This is a genomic window from Psychrobacter sp. A3, from assembly GCF_028823565.1.
Taxonomy (GTDB): Bacteria; Pseudomonadota; Gammaproteobacteria; order Pseudomonadales; family Moraxellaceae; genus Psychrobacter; species Psychrobacter celer.
In genome coordinates this window covers 1-17,389 of sequence record NZ_JAPEHS010000006.1, presented here as the reverse complement: position 1 = coordinate 17,389, position 17,389 = coordinate 1, and the positions used below count along the sequence as shown (strand labels likewise).

Sequence of the window (17,389 nt, the reverse complement as noted above, 5' to 3'; positions counted from 1 at the left end):
CGGCGATAAGTTGTCAGCTTTATGTTATCGATAATCTTTCGATAACAGATATTTTGGATGACGGCGCAAAGCGTCATCTGTATTATTTGCTTTATTGTTTTATGCTTTATTATCATCGCGGATGATCGCAATGGTACATGACAACGACTGCCAAATACGGCACTCGGCCATTGCTATCGCTAACTTCCCATCTGCTAACTTGTGGCCTACGTCGCCAGTCGTTTATCAACCTAAAGAAGTGATTATGCAATATCCCGCTTGGAAATACTTACTCATCGCCGTCGTGCTTATCATTGCCGGTCTGTATGCTGCCCCCAACCTCTACCCTGACGAACCTGCCGTACAGATTACCAGTGCTGCCGCAGGTACTCAGCTGTCTGAAGGTATTTTGACCGAGTCACAAAGACTGCTTACTGAGGCAGGTCTGGACAGTCATGATGGTACGTTTGAGGGCAACAGTGCGCTGGTACGCCTAAAAAACCCAGTCGATCAGCTCAAGGCGCAAGAAGTATTGCGTCAAAATCTGGGCGAGGACTATGTCGTAGCGCTCAACTTAGCACAGACCACGCCAGAGTGGCTACGTAGCATCGGCGCAAAACCGATGAAACTTGGTCTGGATTTGCGCGGCGGTGTGCGCTTTGTCCTCGAAGTCGATATGGATAAGGCTCTCGAGCAGCGCTTAAGTAGTGCGAGCCGTGATATGCGCCGTGAGCTACGTGCTGAACGAGTGGCGGTCAAGGGCATCAAAACTGAAAATCAAAGCATCGTACTGCATTTTGCTGATACGGACGCGCGTAACCGTGCTCAAAACATCCTACAAGGATCAATGGGCAATACCTTTAATTTGCAGTCTTCGATTGATGAGCAAGGCCCAGCGCTAATCTTGGCATACAATGACGCCACCCTCGATGAGATCAAAAGCTACGCGGTCAATCAAAACCTCACGACCCTACGTAATCGTATTGCAGAGCTGGGCGTGACTGAAGCCCTCGTACAGTCACAAGGCGCTAGCCGTATCGTGGTAGAGCTACCTGGCGTACAGGACACAGCCGAGGCCAAACGTGTCCTTGGACGTACGGCAAACCTTGAGTTTCGCATGGTCGCTGAAGACGCTGACACCTACACAGGCGGCATTCCACCAGCAGGCACTGAGGCTTTTCCCTTTGAGACGCTCGATGGCCCTCCAGTACTGCTAGACCGTCAAGCCATCGTCACAGGTGATAAAGTCACCAATGCACAGACAGGCGTCGACGAAAACGGCTCGCCAGAAGTGAGCATCACGCTAGACAGTGCTGGTGGCAAGCTAATGCAAAATGCCACCCGTACTGCTGTTGGCAAACAGATGGCGGTTTTGTTTATCGAAAACAAACAAAGAATCACCTATGAAGAAGACCCAGAGACTGGCGAGACCGTCGAAGTACGCACGCCTTACGCTGAGGCAAAGGTCATCAACCGCGCCAATATTCAAGCGGTACTTGGCTCATCTTTCCGCATCACGGGGCTAGATAGTAGTGCTGAAGCAGCTGAACTGGCACTGTTACTACGCTCAGGTGCTTTAGCGGCTCCGATGTATTTCGTCGAAGAGCGCACCATCGGCCCATCACTCGGTCAAGAAAACATCGAAAAAGGCTTATTTTCGACGCAGGTCGGTTATTTGCTGGTCTTTGCCTTTATGATTATTTTTTATCGCCTCTTTGGTGTCATCGCCAACGTGGCTCTAGCGGTAAACGTCATTATTATCATCGCTATTATGTCGATTTTAGGCTCATCGCTTACCCTACCAGGCATTGCAGGTATCGTTTTGACCATCGGTATGGCGGTCGATGCCAACGTCCTGATTTTTGAGCGCATACGCGAAGAGCTGGCCAACGGCGTACGGCCAAAATCCGCTATTGTGGCAGGATTTGATCGCGCCTTTAGTAGTATTTTTGATGCCAACCTCACCACATTGTTGGTGGCGTTTATCTTATTTGCCATCGGTACAGGCCCGATCAAAGGCTTTGCAATTACGTTAGCTATCGGTATTGTCAGCTCACTATTTACCGCCATCATGGTGACACGTGCGTTGGTACAAATTGCTTATGGTAAGCGTAAATCTATCAAACGTTTGAGCATCGGTTAGGAGAACACTATGGCGATCGATAAGAACAACCCTTTAGAACAAAACAATCCAGATCGAAATGGTCCAGGCGGCTCAAACACAGACGCTAGCAGCACGCGCCGTCGCAAAAAACCACGCCGTGATGGCAAAGGCAGCAACAACCAAGCCAAATCAAAAAAAGCACGCCGCGGCAATAGCGGTGATAACGCCGCACAAACGCTCAGCACCCAAGCCATCGATCCAAATCTGGATATAGGTGATGCAGAGGACTATGCAGCAGCGCAAGCAGAAGGCGGCATCAAAGCGGTAGGCGATCAGCGTATCATTCCATTTATGAAGATAGAAAAGCCAATGGCGCTTTTATCGCTCTTGATGGTCATCGGTAGTATCATTGCAATTGCGGTCAATGGCCTAAACCTAGGCCTTGACTTTACCGGGGGCGTCTCAGCAGACGTACGCTATGAGCAACCTGTCGAGCAAGTAGAGGTCGTACAGGCTTTAGCCGATGGTGGCTTTGATGATGCTGTCGTACAGTATTTGGGTACTCGAGAAGAGCTACTGGTACGCCTACCGCCGCAGTCTGATAATGTCGATGGACTAAATTCCAGCTTGACCCAAGCATTGACACTGCCCGATAATGCTGCTGATATCAGTAACATCAATATCATCGGTAGCCAAGTGGGCAACGAAGTGTATTTAAACTCCGTCATGGCGTTGGCACTGGCGCTGGTTTGTATGCTCGGTTATGTGGCCTTACGTTTCCAATTTAAGCTATCATTGGGAGCGGTGCTTTCGCTGTTTCATGACGCCATCGTTACTATTGGTGTCTTTGCCCTATTCGGCTTTCCATTTGATTTGACGGTGTTGGCTGCTATTTTAGCCTTGATCGGTTACTCATTGAACGATACGATTGTCGTCTATGACCGCATTCGCGAAAACTTCCGCCGCGTCCGTGGTATCTCACCGCGACAAACCATTGACCTGTCTTTGACAGAGACGTTGCGCCGTACGATTATGACCATCTCAACCGTGTTACTTGTAGTATTGGCCATGATGTTCTTAGGCGGTGATGGACTATACTGGTTCTCAGTAGCGCTATTTATTGGTCTACTGGCTGGTACGTATTCATCGACTTACATCGCAAGCTCAATCCCACTACGTATGGGACTGTCACGTGACGACTTTATTGTAAAAGTAAAGCCTGAGTTTGAAGAAGAAATCGTGACGTTTAACGATCCAAAAATGTACGAATAAAGCCGTATTTGGCCATGATGGCATTCTCTTATCTTATGGCCAACTGACAACATAAACACAAAATTCGTATCTTTAATACAATAATAGCGTGTAAAAATAAGCACCTGACTCACCAACTGTGAGTCTAGGTGCTTTTGTCTTTTTGCTGCGTTTACGAACTACTGACCACAATTAGGTCAATATAAGACAACCTCAGCCAGCAAAAAGACGTATGTCCATCACGTGTCATCATATTGTATGTTGATTTTATTTAGCATCGCCTACGACAGCGCACTGTCTTTAACAAAGGGCATAAAACGGGTCAAAAATGTCAGTTACCGCCTCCTCTGCTAACGCCTTACCACCGATTGATACCCGCTACGCGCGCATCATCGCAATTGCACTGCCAGTTTTGCTGGCAAATCTGGCCATGCCGCTACAAAGCGTGATCGATACGGCCATCGTCGGCAATATGAATGATACTGCTAAGCTTGCAGGTATGGGGCTTGCGATACAATTGCTGTCTTTACTGCTGGTTAGTTTTAACTTTTTGCAATATGCATCGTCTGGACTATCCGCGCAAGCTCTGGGGCAACTGGACGTAGCAAGCAAAGATAAAAACACGCTTGATTATCATGCTATCACTCCTTTATTGTCCATCTTACAGCGTGCTTTATTATTAGCCACGGCCATCGGCTTGGTATTGCTGCTAGCAAAGCCTTGGCTGATAGATTTTGGTCTACAGGCACTATCGGCCAATCCTGAAAGTGGCCGCGCGGCCAAGACGTATTTGGATGTGCGTTTTTGGGGTGTCATCGCCGAGCTGATGAACTTTGCTTTTATTGGCTGGTTTGCAGGGCAAGGCAAAACCCGTTATATGCTGTATCAGCAGGGCTTTATTGCCATACTCAACATTATCCTAACGCTGTTTTTTGTCTTTGGGTTACAGATGGAGCTGGTCGGTGTGGCACTGGGCACCACCATTGCGTTTTGGTCAGGTGTATTATTGGCTTTATGGCTGAGCTGCCGACACCTAAAGATATCTTGGCAAACCTTGTTTTGTGCTGACAGCCAGCATTTTACCAAAGAAAAAATGCTTAGGCTATTTTCACTGAATAAAGACATCTTTATACGTACGCTGATTCTAACGTTAAGCTTTGCTTGGATTACCCGTCTATCTGCTCAAAGTGGCGATGTTATATTGGCGGCCAATGCCATATTATTACAAGTATTGAGCATATCTGCCTTTGCCTTAGATGGCGTCGCTGTATCAGCTGAGACGCTGAGCGGACAGGCAGCTGGGCGACGCGACTGGGCAAGCTTTCGCGTCGTTATCAAGCGCACTGGGGTCGTCAGTTACACGCTGGCTATCTTATTAAGCGCGGTTTGGTGGCTGGCCATGCCTATCTACCTGCCATTTATGACCAATATCAAGGCGGTGTTTCGCTTAGCTGACCAATATCACTGGTATGCAGTGCTCTTACCCTTAGTCGGTGTGGGCGCATATTGGCTGGATGGCATATTTTTTGGTCTGACTGCTGGTAAGGTGATTCGGAATGCCGCGCTTATCTTAGCGGCTGTCTTTTTTCCGCTAAGCTGGCTACTCTATCAGCAGTGGGATATGACTGGTATTTGGCTCAGCGTCTGGAGCCTATTGCTACTCAGACTTATTATTTTAATAGGTTTTTTATACCGCGCTCATCAGACAGGCGATTATGAAAAGCTCCAAATATAGTCGATACATTCTAAAAATGTCATAGCGCTACTGGGATGAATTGTGCGCAGCCTCTGGGAACGCAGCACGCAAGTAAAATTTATACCAGTAGCGCGTTTAAATCCATAACAGTTTTACATTCAGCTAACTATAGACGCGTAAGGCGGTATTTGCTCCGATGTTGATATCGTCAGTTCGATATAAAAACGTTATAGCAAGTTAATAAAAAAAAGTCAGTAAGAAAATTAGGATGTCACGTGACTACTCAATCAAAATCATTACATCAGCAGCATAGGGCCCACTATAACTGGGCCGAGGGATTTAAAAAAAGTTTGCCTGTGGCAATGGGTTATCTGCCAGCGGGGATAGCCTTTGGTGTGCTCGCGCAGGTGGCGGGCATCCCTATATGGGCGACCATTATGCTCAGTGTCGTACTCTATGCAGGCGCCGCTCAGTACGCCTGCTTGCCCATGCTAAGTGCCGGCCTACCGATTGGCAATATGGCAACCAATATTGCCGCAATTAACCTGCGTCACGTGTTTTATGGGATGCCATTGCTCCACTCTCTCCCGCAGAATAAAATCGCCAAAACCTACTGTTTGTTTGCCTTGACCGACGAGACATTTTCGATGATGACCAGCCTACCTCAGGAGTCAAGGCGGTCGCTCATTTTACCCATTAGTCTGTTTAACCAAAGCTGGTGGGTGTTGGCGAGCGCGATCGGCGTGATGATCGGCAGCACCCTTAGTGATATGGTGCCGCATTTAGATTTTGCGCTGGTCTGTCTGTTTGCGATATTGGCCTATGAGCAGTTTCAGAGCATCAAACGCTATTTTCCTATTGGCATTGCCATTGTTGCGTTACTGATTGCCTCACTATTTACCAGCAACTGGTTATTATTGGTGGCCATTTCTATTTGTATGTTGATGATTTTGGCACGTGGTTTTTGGGTACAGCGCGGTATAAAAGGAGACGCTCATGAGCAGTAGTTATCTGATTTTGGCCACCTTTGCAATGGCTGCAGTGACCTTTGTGACACGTGCACTCCCCGCTTTGATACCAAAAAAGCTGCTGGACACGCCGTGGCTACACCGTTTAAACGAAAGCCTGCCCTTATCAGTAATGGTGCTGCTTATCCTCACCAGCCTTTCTTATCAAAACTTATCAGTAACCACCGGTATGCATAGCGCAGAGCTACATTTGCTGATGGCACAGATTGGCGCGCTACTGTTGGTGCTACTGATTTATCATATCAGCCGTCAGCTATTGGTCAGTATGATCGTTGGTATCGCTGCCATTAATGGGCTGCTATGGCTGTTTACTCAGTTTTTGGGCTAACAGTTTTATCTTATTTTTATCTTGTGATGAAAAAGGCTGAACTCTGATAAGAGTCCAGCCTTTTTATTAGATACTATGAGCGGCTGCTCAGTGAGACATTATAGCTCTTCGACGCCCATCATATCGACTGGCGTGTCGGCGACGATTTGCACGCCTTTTTTACCTGTTTTGGCAGTGTCGCTGCGCTGCTCTTGTAGATAGTCAAGATAGGCTTCGTTGATTTGACCTGTGATGTAGCAGCCATTAAACACGGCACAATCAAACCCTTCTACTTTGCTGTACTTGGTGTCCTTGACCGCGTCAATCAAATCCTCTAAATCTTGGAAAATCAAACGATCAGCACCGATGATATCACGCACTTCCTCTACCGTATGACCAGAGGCGATCAGCTCGCTACGCACCGGCATATCGATACCATACACGTTTGGATACTTGACTGGCGGCGCGGCACTAGCAAAAAACACTTTGTTGGCACCAGCATCACGCGCCATCTGGATGATCTCGTGACAAGTCGTACCACGGACGATAGAGTCATCTACCAACAATACGTTTTTGCCCTTAAACTCAAGCGGTACTGCACTGAGCTTTTGACGGACAGATTTTTTGCGCTGCTGCTGACCTGGCATAATAAAGGTACGCCCGATATAGCGGTTTTTCATAAACCCTTCACGGTACTTGACGTTCATCTTTAGCGCCAGCTCCATCGCAGAGGTGCGCGAGGTGTCTGGAATAGGAATCACCACGTCGATATCGTGATCGTCGCCCCACTCTGCAAGGATTTTGTCTGCCAGTTTTTCGCCCATGCGCAAGCGTGATTTGTAAACTGAGATGTTGTCCATAATAGAGTCTGGACGGGCAAAGTAAACATACTCAAAGATACAAGGCGTGTATTCTTTTTGCTCAACACATTGATGGGTATGCAGCTTGTGATCCAAATCGATAAAAATTGCTTCGCCTGGTTTGACATCACGAATAATGCTAAAGCCTGACCCTGTCAATGCCACAGACTCAGATGCCACCATGTATTCGGTGCCGCCGTTAGGTGCCATGCGCTTACCAAAAATCAGCGGACGAATACCGTTTGGATCACGAAACGCCAATAAGCCGTGACCTGTGACCAAAGCGACCACGCCATAAGCGCCTTCGCAGCGGCTATATACCGCTTTTACCGCTTCAAAAATATCGTCAGCGCTTGGGTTGGTTTTGCCCAAGTTTTGCATCTCATGCGCTAGTACGTTGAGCAGGACCTCAGAGTCAGAGTCGGTATTTAGATGGCGACGATCTTCGATGTACAGCTCTTTTGCCAAACTTTCAGCATTGGTTAAATTACCATTGTGTGCCAAGGTGATGCCATAAGGCGAGTTGACATAAAATGGCTGAGCTTCTGCGCTGCTAGAGGTGCCCGCTGTTGGATAGCGTACGTGGCCGATACCAAATTTGCCGACCAGCTTGATCATATGATGGTTCATAAACACATCACGGACCATGCCGTTTTCTTTACGCAGATAGAGTCGTCCATCTTGCAACGTCACAATACCTGCTGCATCTTGCCCGCGATGCTGTAGCATCGTCAAGCCATCATAAAGAATCTGATTGACTGGCTCATGAGCTGCAACCCCAACGACTCCACACATAGTTTTATCCTATTTTGACCCATACATTAGTACTACAATGACGACGACACTTTAGAGCGGCCTGTTTAGCAGCCAGCATCGCCCTGCCATCTACCTGATGATATCTCTTACTACACTGATGTGTTATTTGTCAAAAACGCCCGCCATCGACTCTAGAATGTCGATTGCCCGTTTATGAGCTGTAATTGCTATCAAATCATTTTTTATCAAGGAAAAATACGAAGATAATGTCATAAAATTTGGTCTAACCAAAATTGGCCGATGGTATCGGGCGCTTAAGACTGATTGACCTGATCCCACGCCATGCCCAGTACGTCTGACACCAAGGCTTTACCCATCGGTGCATAAGGCAATAGCTCTGGCGCGAGGACGGACGTTTGCCACTGCGGCATTTGTACCAGCAGAGGCGCGCTGACACTCAGTACAACCAAGACCATCAGTACGTTTTTTGCCGCACCGAGTACGCCGCCTGCCATTTTATCCAACACACCCAAACGCAGCGTCTGAAGGACGCCGGAGAATACAAAAGCAACCAAGTGCATAATGGCCAAAATAACAATCACCACCAATAAAAACGCCATGGCTATCTGCAAAACAGGGTTTTGCACCACACCCACCAGCTGCGGAGCAATCGAACCTGCCAACCGAGTGGCGGCGATAAGGGCGACAAACCAGCCCAGCAAACCCACTGCTGTCTTAATCAGCCCTACCTGAAAGCCGCGCCACAGTCCAACCAAGACGACGATAGCAATCACGATATCCAAACCACTCATGTCCTATGCCTCATTGGTTTTATCATTTGTATGGTGAGAGAGTGCCGCTGATGACAGGCTTTAGCTTTCCATGGCGTCATAATAGCCGCCGATCGCCTGAATACAAGACTGTACCAGACCAGGCCCACGATAGATAAGCCCAGTATATAGCTGTATCATATCGGCCCCTGCTTCGATTTTTTTGACCGCTTTGGCACCGCTGTCGATACCGCCAACCCCAATCAGTGCCACCTTGCCCTCTAGCTGATCTGAGAACTGCTGCAATATCTGGGTACTGGTATGGCTCACAGGACGACCTGATAGCCCGCCTGCTTGGTCGCCATCTCGCAGATCCTCAACCCCGACTCGGCTCAACGTGGTATTGGTTGCGATTAGACCGTCAATCTCAAAGTCTATTAACTGCTGCGATATATAGTCAACTTGTAATGGCTCTAAATCTGGAGCGACCTTTAGCACCAATGGCACATAAAAGCCATATTCGCCAGCCAACTGACTGTGGCGGTTTTTGATCGTATGCAGCAGCTGCGTCAGTGCTTCGCCACTTTGCAAATCGCGTAAGTTTTTGGTGTTGGGCGAGGAGATATTGACCGTAATATAAGAGGCATGCGGATAGACACGCTCAAGACAGTATACATAGTCATCGGCCGCCTGCTCTACAGGGGTGTCGGCGTTTTTGCCGACATTAATTCCGATATTGCCTTTGTATTTACACCGCTTAACGTTTTCTATCAGATAATCAACGCCCTGATTATTAAACCCCATACGATTGATAATCGCATCGGCTTGTTTGATTCGAAAGAGTCTGGGTTTCTCATTGCCCGCCTGCGCTCGAGGCGTGACGGTCCCGACCTCAATAAAGCCAAAACCTAGCTCCGCCAGCGCATCGATATAATCGCCGTTTTTGTCCAGTCCAGCAGCCAATCCTACAGGATTGGAAAACTGCAACCCCATACAGTCAGTGGGCTGCATCAACTGACCATAGGCCAACCCCAATACACGCGCTCTGTGCGCTTTGTCCAATAAAGACAGTGTCATCTCATGGGCGTGCTCAGGATCCATATTAAACAAAAAAGGGCGAAGTAAGGCATAAGACATAATGGTGGCAGACCCTGCTCGAAAGTTATGGTGAATGAAAAGTGCGAATAAGATCAAGCGCTGCGATTATATCAGCTTAACAGAAATAAGAGCAAAGTTTCATGGGCTAAATTTTTATATTAAGGCACAGGGCGATTGTCTGTGAGTGCAATCCAACCTCTGATGATTCGGTAGAGATGCCAAATAAAAGTAAACAGCATTATTAGCAAGCCAACCCCTGCCAGTAGTACCGAACCGATGGCCATGTTGTTGCTACTATCGGTCAACATACTCACCCCAAATCCACCGAGCGCAAAGGCAATAATAACAATGCCCAAGACAAACCAAACAATACTGTACCAAAAGGTCTTGATTTGCCAATCAAAATGAGTAGCAAGCCATGAGCCATCGGCATCATGACGCTTAGCATAGTTCATCACGATCGGCACAATCCACAACAGACCTGCAGTAAAATAACTGACCACATAGAGCAGATAAGTGATGTGATTGTAAGTGATTAAGGAGCGGCGTTTGTCGCTATTCATAGTATCCTTCGCCTGATTGCTATTGTTATTTGTAGGATAATTGGCCATTGTACGCATCCATATCTGACAGTGACTGATACTTAGTTCATTGTGTCAAACAAAGGGGTTTTCAATGGTGCATCTATCAATAGCCTGCCGTAGATGATTCAGTGGCTAATGACTCTGTAGCATGAGCGCCGTGATTGACGCTCATAGATGACTCACTGAGCGATGGTCGCTTGCACTTGTATTAGCTGACTGGTCAAATCTTGTTGCATCGATAGCTGAGTAAACTGCCAACCTTGCTGCTGCAGCTTGGCAAGTGCGCCACTGACCACCGCTTGACTGGTATGATCAAAGCTGAGCTGTACCGCATCGCCCGCCGCGACGACTTGCGCGTTGGCAATACCTGAGTGATCAAGTAGCGTACTGACGCGACTGGCAGGCGGCATGGCCGCTGCGCCGTCTGAGGCGGCAGATGCAGTGAGCGCCTGACTATCGATATTGCCTGCCTGAGCACGCAGCCAAAAATAATCGGCCACTTGCGCTTGATAGGCGTTTTTACTGTCTGTTGCTGCTTGATGCATACTATAGCCACCATAACCGCCCACAAACACCAATAAAAACACAGACAGTACCGTTAGCGCTAGCTGATCGCGTGATGGCAAGGCATGCCAGCGCGACGATAATGTGTTTCGGTAATGACTAAAACGCTCCAATAAAGCATTGTCCTTTATTGGCTTACTCGGCTCAGCAATGCTGTTGCGGCTCTTGGCACGGCGCTGTAAACGTTTCATTTTCTACCTTTTGCTGATTTTACGATAAGTAAGAAAGACTTAGACTATGAGGCCGCTTGCAAGTCCGCACTCTCTGCGACCGCTACTGTGATCTGACCACTGAACTGCCCTTGCTCAGTGCTATTGACCTGAGCCAGCTTTGCATCGATGCCTTGGGCGACCAAGGTGCTGGTAAACTGGTCAAGACTACCACGATCAGGAGCAATCAAGGTAAAACTCAGCGCAGAGGGCTGCATCACCAAAGCTTGTGCATGCAATGAAGACTGTTTGATCAAGGGTGATAGCCGTGCCAGTGTCGCCATATGAGACGCCTGTGCTTGACTGTCATGGCGCAGTTTTGGTTGCAGCTGTATTTGTAGCTTGTTGCGACTGCTCAGTGGCTCGTTGGCAAACCAAGAGTTATACTGATTTGCAATCTCAGCTTTGGTCGCAGTGGCTGCCTGCTGGTACTGATACCACTGCACGCCATCGGTTGCTATTTGTAGCACTAGCGCTGCCAACGCCACCATCATCGCCATCCGTAAATACGGCGATAGCTGAGAATCAGCGGACTTTACAAAGAAATTTAGCGCATGGCGCTCAGGGCTTTCAAGCGGTACTGGGGAGGCAGATAACGGCGTCAGCAGCAGCTGATGATCAGCGATAAGCTCAGCGGTGTGGGCAAACCAATCAGACCGAGCGTCCAGCTCGTCTTGCTGCTCCATAGCGGCGATAGGCGGCAAAAGGCTCACCTCGCTTAAGTGCGGAAAACGCTCAAAAATCAGCGGTAAATAACTGACCGCCATGCCCTGCCATACAGACTGGCGCAGCAAAGTGGTTTGCTCGTCTTGATAAAGCGTGATTTGCTGACCGGCCTGCTCCGTTGGCGCAGGTAATAACAAAAAATCAGGCAATAGTGCGATGAGGCTCATGCCAGCCAACTGCGCGCTTTGTTGCCATGAGTCGATATCGCTCTGCGCCAAGGCATACAATTGATGACGCTCAGCGTGACTGATCTGGCGAACGGCCAACTGCTCCACAGGAGTCAAGGACATCTCTTCAAACAAATACTGCTTGCCACTATTGCCCAGCTGCTTGAGCTGGGCAGTATTTAGCTCAGTATCTACCTGCAATACATGGCTGGATGGAAAGTACAGGCAGACTGCATTTTTTTCATTGGCTTTATAACTCCCATACCGCTCTTGTAGCTGCTGCCACCCCTCAACGCTTTGCCAGTGTTGAAGGTCTTCATGCCAGACAGCCAGTGGGCTATGCTGCGCCCGTAACCAAACATGTATCACTAAGCGTGTCCTTAATCATTAAAGCATTTATCAAAGGTAGGTGGCGTTATTGTGTAGACAACTACTACTGGGTAACGACCATAATCACGGGCAAAACACACATCACATCAAACAAACTAATAAGGCTGCTTCGGTACAAAGCGATCCGTTTCACGCGCCATGCCAGCCATCACAAAGTCCATCTCAAACACTCGTGCTTCTGCCAAGGCAAACGACTCAGGATACTCCCCTATCAGTAGCCCTGCGATGTGAGCGACGATTGACATATGACACACCACAACCAAGCACTCGGCTTCAATATGACCGAGATCGATCAAGGCTTGATGCGCATCATCTGCTGGCGTAATGTTATCTAGTATGTCAAAGGGCACCGTTGGCGCACAGGCTTGAAACGCGGCCAAGGTTTGCTGCGCTCTATCATAAGGACTCACGATAAACTGATCTGGCTGATAGCGCGTCATCACGAACTCTGCCGTTTGCGCCGCCTGCTCTCTACCCAGATCTGTCAGTTGACGCGCGCTGTCTGGCCGCGTGTCGTTCTCTGCTTGACCATGACGTACCAATATAATTTTCATAATCTTCCTTAATACCGCCTAAGCCTTGCATATCTACTGCGAGTTTTTAACAAGTCGGCTTTTTATTTGGCGTATTATTTGTCTTTATCACTATCCTTGTCAGCGGTTTTGCTGGCTGAGCTTTTCATATGTGCTGTCAGCGCTGCATTGCTATGATCATGCGCCATCACAAACTCGACATCGCTACGAAACCCAGCTTCCATCAGATGCAAAGCCACACCCAAGGCAGCCTTGTCTTCATAAATGACGGCGTATAGGGCATGAGTGATGGGCATATAGATGCCCTCGCGGGTGGCTTTTTCGTGCACTTGCTGGATGGTATTGACCCCTTCCGCGGTCTGACCCAGCTTTTTGACTGCTGCATCGATATTCATACCACGACCAAGCATATTACCGATACGAAAGTTGCGACTGAGCTCTGAGTTACAGGTTGCGTATAAATCACCAACACCTGACAGGCCTAAGAAGGTCAATGGATTGGCCCCCGCCTCAACCCCGAAACGGCTCATCTCAGCCAAAGCGCGAGTCAATATCATGGCCTTGGTGTTTTCGCCGACTTCATAGGCCGCCGCCATACCCATAGCAATCGCATAAATGTTTTTGAGCGCGCCGCCCAGCTCTACGCCTTTGACATCATCACTGGCAAATACCCGAAAAAACGCACTATGCAGCGCGGCTTGCACCGCATGACGCAGCGGCTCAGACTCACTCGCAATCACCGTAGCAGAGGGCATGTTTTTCATGATTTCTATGGCCAGATTGGGCCCTGACATCACGCCAAAATTCACCTCTGGCAACTCTTCTTTGATGATGTCACTCATCAAGGCAAACGTGTCTTTTTCCATACCTTTGGTCAAAGAAACAATAGATTGCCCACTGATAAAAGGCGCGATGTTTTTTAGTGTCTCACGAAAGGCCAAACCAGGCACCGCGATAAAAACAATGTCTTTGTCTTTGACTGCGGCGGCCAAGTCATGACTGTATTTTAAGCGATCATCAAGCTTATGTCCTGGCAAATATTTTTTGTTGGTTTGGGTTTTTGCCATCGCCTTAACAGTGCGCTTATTGCGCACCCAAAGCGTGGTATCACAGCCATTCCTCGCCGCGAGGTTTGCCATGGCAGTACCAAAGCTGCCGCCGCCCAAAAACGCCAAACGTAGCTTGGTCGGATTGCTGATTTTGGCCATGTTTTTTGCAACGGCAGACTCTACCGCACTGGGATTGAGCTTTTTACGGCCCAGACCTGACTTGGTGGCGCGCTCGATGATGCCTGCCAGCAGACTGTTTTGTTTATCAGAGCTTTGCTTATCCGTGTCATTATGCTCGTTATTGGTGTCTTTATTACTGTCGTTAGGGCTAGTCATGTTCTGGTATCCGTGTTGACTGACTTATTTATAAATAGCATTATCGTGATTGAAAACCAAGATGCCGACCGTGTTTATTGTATATTGTGGGCATCTAAACCAAAGCGCCTGTAAACCTTATGACTCAAAACGTATGAGCGGCTCAATGTCAATGGGCTTGCGTGTAGGCTCGTCCTTAGGACTGGTGCCAGTATAAACAAAAGCCGTAATATAATCATCTGCCCCCACGCCAAAGTATGCCTTGACCGCAGGCTCATTACAAAGCAAACCTGTCCGCCATACCGTACTAAAGCCTTGTGCCTTTAGAGCCAGTAGCATATTTTGGACAGCGGCGCCTGCGCTGAGCAGCTGCTCAAAAGGCGGCACTTTTTTGTGTGCTTGCATGTTGGTCACGACCGTTATGATAACAGGTGCACGTAGCGGCATGGTATGAGTTTTTTTGATGGTTTTTTCGGTCAGCACTTCACCTTGTTGTGCAGCCTGTGCCTTTGCGGCGCTCACCAATGCCGCGCCCAACTGACGACGCGCCTCACCTTCGGTGACGATAAACCGCCACGGTTGCAGCGTTTTGTGGTCAGGCGCTGTGGCCGCACAGGCGATTGCTGCTTCTATCTGAGCACGGGTAGGTGCAGGCGTGTCTAGATTGCCCATGCTGCGCCTCGAGCCAATCCAGCCGATCATCGCTTCACTATTGACTGGCATCTCATCCGTGTCGATACTTTGTATAGACGGCTTTTTATTATTTTTATCAGAGGTAGTCATTACCGCTCCTTATTTATTTTGTGGTCACAGACGGGTTGCGTCAAGCTTTGATAATCCTTGAAGCTATTTTTACTCAAAACGACTAAAAACCATTGCATGCGCACACTGATATCATGCCTTTGTGATACCTTTAACACACCCTTGCCCTCAACAGCTATTACTGTACTTAACAGCCATTGCCGCTACGCAGCCTCTTCGGTGCGATGCTCCGTACGCAGGTAGTCTTCTGATTGCATCTCAAGCAAACGCGAACGTGTACGTTCAATCTCAAAAGCCAGCTTTTCTCCCTGATAGAGCTCAAGAATAGATTGCTCGGCACGCACCAGTAGCTTGACACGGCGATCATAAAACTCATCAACCAAATAAATAAAGCGCCGCGTTGGATCACGTAAATCATCGTCTAAGGCTGGCACCACATCGACCAACACCGTACTAAACTGTTTGGCGATTTCGATAAAATCTGCAGCAGAGCGCGGCTCCATACACAAGTGTCTAAAGTCACAAAACAAAATATCTTCGGTACGGGCGTTGACCTTAATCGAGCGGCCATTGATGACGATGGGCTCTTTGCTGATTTTTTGGTTGTTAGACAGGCTGGCAAAACGGTTGGCCAGCCAGTGATGATTGGCCTTGGTCAATGGCGACTCATACAGCTCAGCTTGCTGCAGTACCCGCAAACGATAGTCGATGCCTGAGTCGATATTCATCACCGTAGTATGCTGCTCGACCTCAGCGATCGCAGGCAAAAACCGGTCACGGTGCAGGCCATCTTTATACAGACCTGCTGGCTCGATATTGGAGGTGGCGACCAACGTCACACCACGATTAAACAGCATAGTAAACAAATCGCCTAAGATCATGGCATCAGAGACGTTGGAGACAAAAAACTCATCAAAACAAATCACCACCGCTTCTTTGTAAATAATATCAGCGACTTTTTCGAGTGGATCACTTTGACCTTGGAGCGCGTTAAGCTCTTGGTGCACGCGCTGCATGAAATGATGAAAGTGCTGCCGCATCTTACGCTCGATGGTCAACGAGTCATAAAACATGTCCATCATCCACGTCTTACCGCGGCCTACCCCGCCCCACATATACAGACCCTTTGGGGCAGCAGGCTTGGATTTTAAAAAGCTAAAAAAGCGCTTTTTTTGTGGCACGCTGTCATTGAGCTGGTGATACAGCTCATCGAGGTAGCTCATGGCCTGATATTGCTGTTCATCTCGCGTAAATTCACCTGTGCTGATGGCTTGCTCGTAGCGTTGCAACGGGGATAAACTCATAATGCGACTCATTGTTTAATAAAAATTATTTAATAAAATCAAATGGTTGTATTTTTACGATTGTATATAGCTGAGGCGGTGCTCATAGCAATCGATCCTAGCTATCGTCCAGAAAAACTATCGTCCAGAAAAACTGTGGTGCTCAAGCAGTTTTTTTAATTCAGACAAACGCCCATGAAAAAAGTGCCCCGCCCCATCGACCACACTGACGGCGATACCCAGACGATCCGCAAATGCTTGCATATTAGCAGGGTCAATCACCTCATCAGCATTCCCATAAATCTCAAAGGTCTTATCAGCAGGTAAGTCGATATCACTGCTGTCGTTTTTTTCTACCGATGGCGCGATAAGCGCGATATTTATAAGCTCAAAATCGCTCACGTCCCAGATATGTGAGGCCTCAAGCACTTGTTCGGCGACGCGCGCGGTGACATACCCGCCAAAGGAAAAACCGCCCAACCACAGCTTGCGCGCGCCGGTTTGCTCAGCGATCCATTGTAGCACGGTCATCGCATCGACGACTTCGCCATCGGCATAATCATGCTCGCCTGTGGACTGACCGACACCGCGAAAATTAAACCGCACCACATGCATGCCACTATCGCGAGCAAAGCGGTACATGGTCGTGACCACTTTATTATTCATCGTCCCATCAAACAAAGGATTGGGGTGACAAAGCAGCGCCACCGTATCGGTATTGGGATCGTTAGGGTTGTCTTGTTGCCAGAGCGCATCGACCTCGAGCACGCCAGCAGGAGCAGGAATCAGGTGCATATTATTACTTACTTAATTAAGAATGAATGTCTCAATTATCCTAGATATGGTTTATATTTCAAGTGATTTGCTGTACAGACGCCCTAGGGCGTGTCCTCAATTCAATCAATAGCCATCTAAATGGGCTAAATCTGGCCAAACGGTGTCAAATAGCTGACTAATA

Annotated in this window: 16 protein-coding genes; 5 read left to right on the top strand and 11 right to left on the bottom strand. The window is 48.2% G+C overall.

The features are described from left to right. Positions 1-244 precede the first annotated feature (244 nt). The 5 genes from secD to NK638_RS02010 all read left to right on the top strand — a co-directional run bounded on the left by secD (position 245) and on the right by NK638_RS02010 (position 6,386). Positions 245-2,122, top strand: coding sequence for a protein translocase subunit SecD (secD, locus tag NK638_RS02030; RefSeq protein ID WP_274631761.1), 1,878 nt, complete (start codon positions 245-247; stop codon positions 2,120-2,122). 9 nt (positions 2,123-2,131) lie between these two features. After that, on the top strand, positions 2,132-3,355 hold the full coding sequence (gene secF, locus NK638_RS02025; RefSeq protein ID WP_274631734.1) for a protein translocase subunit SecF: 1,224 nt from the start codon (positions 2,132-2,134) through the stop codon (positions 3,353-3,355). A gap of 307 nt (positions 3,356-3,662) precedes the next feature. After that, complete coding sequence (locus NK638_RS02020; protein ID WP_274631733.1) at positions 3,663-5,069, top strand: MATE family efflux transporter; 1,407 nt, start codon at positions 3,663-3,665, stop codon at positions 5,067-5,069. 236 nt (positions 5,070-5,305) lie between these two features. Continuing rightward, positions 5,306-6,037: an AzlC family ABC transporter permease gene (locus tag NK638_RS02015; RefSeq protein ID WP_446739796.1), complete on the top strand. Its 732-nt coding sequence runs from the start codon at positions 5,306-5,308 to the stop codon at positions 6,035-6,037. Next, positions 6,027-6,386, top strand: a complete 360-nt coding sequence (locus tag NK638_RS02010) for an AzlD domain-containing protein (protein ID WP_274631732.1) — start codon at positions 6,027-6,029, stop codon at positions 6,384-6,386. The genes NK638_RS02015 and NK638_RS02010 overlap by 11 nt, the downstream gene beginning before the upstream one ends. 98 nt (positions 6,387-6,484) lie before the next feature. Here the strand turns inward: NK638_RS02010 and purF are convergent, their stop codons facing one another. The 11 genes from purF to NK638_RS01955 all read right to left on the bottom strand — a co-directional run bounded on the left by purF (position 6,485) and on the right by NK638_RS01955 (position 17,226). Further along, positions 6,485-8,020 (bottom strand): amidophosphoribosyltransferase, encoded by a 1,536-nt coding sequence (gene purF, locus NK638_RS02005; RefSeq protein WP_274631731.1) that lies wholly within the window; start codon positions 8,018-8,020, stop codon positions 6,485-6,487. Between the two features lie 275 nt (positions 8,021-8,295). Further along, positions 8,296-8,793 carry a CvpA family protein gene (locus tag NK638_RS02000; protein WP_192992885.1) on the bottom strand — a complete coding sequence of 166 codons (498 nt, stop codon included), beginning with the start codon at positions 8,791-8,793 and terminating at the stop codon, positions 8,296-8,298. Between the two features lie 60 nt (positions 8,794-8,853). Next, on the bottom strand, positions 8,854-9,888 hold the full coding sequence (locus tag NK638_RS01995) for a quinone-dependent dihydroorotate dehydrogenase (RefSeq protein WP_274631730.1): 1,035 nt from the start codon (positions 9,886-9,888) through the stop codon (positions 8,854-8,856). A 119-nt stretch (positions 9,889-10,007) separates the two neighbouring features. Next, positions 10,008-10,412 carry a DUF4870 family protein gene (locus tag NK638_RS01990; RefSeq protein WP_105246715.1) on the bottom strand — a complete coding sequence of 135 codons (405 nt, stop codon included), beginning with the start codon at positions 10,410-10,412 and terminating at the stop codon, positions 10,008-10,010. Between the two features lie 200 nt (positions 10,413-10,612). Further along, on the bottom strand, positions 10,613-11,188 hold the full coding sequence (gene gspM / locus NK638_RS01985) for a type II secretion system protein GspM (protein WP_274631729.1): 576 nt from the start codon (positions 11,186-11,188) through the stop codon (positions 10,613-10,615). Between the two features lie 44 nt (positions 11,189-11,232). Next, entirely contained in the window at positions 11,233-12,468 is a 1,236-nt protein-coding gene (gene gspL, locus NK638_RS01980) for a type II secretion system protein GspL (RefSeq protein ID WP_274631728.1), read from the bottom strand. 116 nt (positions 12,469-12,584) lie between these two features. Further along, complete coding sequence (gene sixA, locus NK638_RS01975; RefSeq protein ID WP_274631727.1) at positions 12,585-13,043, bottom strand: phosphohistidine phosphatase SixA; 459 nt, start codon at positions 13,041-13,043, stop codon at positions 12,585-12,587. 74 nt (positions 13,044-13,117) lie between these two features. Next, the gene (locus tag NK638_RS01970) at positions 13,118-14,407 is read right to left on the bottom strand and encodes an NAD(P)H-dependent glycerol-3-phosphate dehydrogenase (RefSeq protein ID WP_274631726.1); all 1,290 of its coding nucleotides are present in this window, start codon (positions 14,405-14,407) and stop codon (positions 13,118-13,120) included. Between the two features lie 117 nt (positions 14,408-14,524). Then, positions 14,525-15,169, bottom strand: coding sequence for a nitroreductase family protein (locus tag NK638_RS01965; RefSeq protein ID WP_274631725.1), 645 nt, complete (start codon positions 15,167-15,169; stop codon positions 14,525-14,527). A gap of 182 nt (positions 15,170-15,351) precedes the next feature. Further along, a complete protein-coding gene (zapE, locus tag NK638_RS01960) occupies positions 15,352-16,452 on the bottom strand; it encodes a cell division protein ZapE (RefSeq protein ID WP_274631724.1) in 1,101 nt (366 codons plus the stop codon). Between the two features lie 117 nt (positions 16,453-16,569). Continuing rightward, positions 16,570-17,226, bottom strand: coding sequence for an alpha/beta hydrolase (locus NK638_RS01955; RefSeq protein ID WP_198336051.1), 657 nt, complete (start codon positions 17,224-17,226; stop codon positions 16,570-16,572). Positions 17,227-17,389 lie beyond the last annotated feature (163 nt).